1 protein-coding gene is annotated in these 1,956 nt (G+C 60.9%); it reads left to right on the top strand.

Annotated elements, in window-relative coordinates; translation table 11 throughout:
- Nucleotides 1-615: 615 nt before the first annotated feature.
- Nucleotides 616-1,869, top strand: a complete 1,254-nt coding sequence (gene ltrA, locus ACFYXB_RS45895; RefSeq protein ID WP_389591452.1) for a group II intron reverse transcriptase/maturase — start codon at nucleotides 616-618, stop codon at nucleotides 1,867-1,869.
- Nucleotides 1,870-1,956: the final 87 nt, after the last annotated feature.

Below are 1,956 nucleotides of genomic sequence, written 5' to 3'. Positions count from 1 at the left end.
AAAAGGTGTGCCACGAACGCGGGAGGCTGCTTGCGGTAGTTGAGTAGCTGAACGCGGTGCTGCACGAGAGATGAAGGATTTTCGGCCCTTCGGAGTCGCCCTGCGGGGGGTGGCTTCAAACCGCCACATGCTGCGGGAGCGGTGACGTGACCGTGGTGAGCGACTGTGGAAAAGGCGTCCGCGAGGCGTCAGGTGGGGACCAGGGAGACGGAGCGCAGTCCCCTTGTAGGGGATCGCTGTTGACGCGTCGTTATTGATGAGAAGGCATCAGAACCGGGTGTTACTTTTTGGCCCGGGATGAGTCTGGCAGAAACCCGTTTACTGGCCAGGTGGTGCCCGGCGTGGAGGCGACGTGAATCTGGTCTGCTGCTTTCGTGCGGAACGTGGGAAGACACACTTCGATGCCTCAACCCTGCGTTCTTTGTGCAGTGTTGTGAAAGGGAGCCTTCCAAGCGGACAACCCGCGAGGAACTGAGTACCGATGCGGAGTGTGTTGGCGGACCGGTTCGTAGTAGCGGTGAACCTCCTGCTGGGCGCGGTGGGAGCGGAGCGAAGGGGCCGGATTGTCCGTGGTTCGTTTGTTCGGTCAACCAGGAGTTCCCTGGGAGGAGCTGCGTGAGCGAGCTGAAGTCACAGATCAAGTCGTTCGAGATATCGAAGATGGAGGTCTGGGAGGCGTACCTGAAGGTCAAGGCCAACCAGGGTGCTCCGGGGGTGGATGGCTGCACGATCGAGGAGTTCGAGAAGGATCTGAAGGGGAACCTCTATAAGATCTGGAATCGGATGGCCTCGGGAAGCTACTTTCCCCCTCCGGTGAGAGGTGTGGAAATCCCGAAGCCGCATGGCGGCGGGGTTCGTTTGCTCGGTGTGCCCACGGTCGCGGACAGAATCGCCCAGACGGTGGTGGCTGCTCATCTGGAGAAACGGGTGGAGCCGGTGTTCCACCCAGACTCCTACGGCTACCGGCCGAACAGGTCAGCTCTGAACGCGGTCGAAGTATGCCGGCGGCGGTGCTGGAAGAAGAAGTGGGCCGTCGATCTCGATGTCTCCAAATTCTTCGACAGCGTCCGCTGGGACCTCGTCATCAAGGCGGTGGAAACTCATACCGATGCCGCGTGGGTCGTGCTGTATGTGAAGCGGTGGCTTGCCGCTCCACTGCAACTTCCCGACGGCACCTTGCGGCAGAGAGTCCGCGGAACCCCACAAGGCTCAGCGGTTTCTCCCGTGTTGGCGAACCTGTTTCTGCACTACGCATTCGATCTTTGGCTCTCCCGGAACTTTCCGGATGTCCAGTTCGAACGTTACGCAGATGACGCAGTCGTGCACTGCGACTCCGAGCGCCGGGCCCGTGAGGTCCTGACGGCGATCGGGGACAGGATGGAAGAGGTCGGCCTGCAACTGCACCCGGCCAAGACCCGGATCGTGTACTGCGGAAGAGACGGGCGCCACGACGGTGTCGTGACAACGTCGTTCACCTTCCTCGGTTTCACGTTCCAGCGTCGCCCAGCGCGAGACCGGAACGGGAAGATCTTCACTTCATTCCTTCCGGCGCCCAGCAAGGACGCCCTGAAGAAGATGAGCATGGAGGTCCGCTCCTGGCGGCTCCACATGCACATCGGCTACACCCTCGGCGAGTTCGCACGATGGCTCAACCCCATCATCCGCGGCTGGATGCAGTACTACGGTGCCTTCTATCGCACTGAGTTGTATCCCCTCCTCAGGCGCATCAACTACTACCTGATGCGCTGGGTCCGCAAGAAATACCGACGGCTGAAGACCTTCAAGAATTTCCACCGGCGATGGAAGCAGGTCACCACCGCGTACCCGCTGTTCTTTGCCCATTGGAAATGGGTCCACTCGATCTGGTGACCAGGATGATAGGAGCCCGGTGACGGGAGACTGTCACGCCGGGATCTGTGGGAGCCCGGGGGTGAAATTCCCCCGGGCCACCCGACC

Source organism: Streptomyces sp. NPDC002619, from assembly GCF_042889305.1.
Taxonomy (GTDB): domain Bacteria; phylum Actinomycetota; class Actinomycetes; order Streptomycetales; family Streptomycetaceae; genus Streptomyces.
The sequence above is the reverse complement of the archived record's forward strand: the minus strand, read 5'-3'. Positions and strand labels throughout refer to the sequence as shown.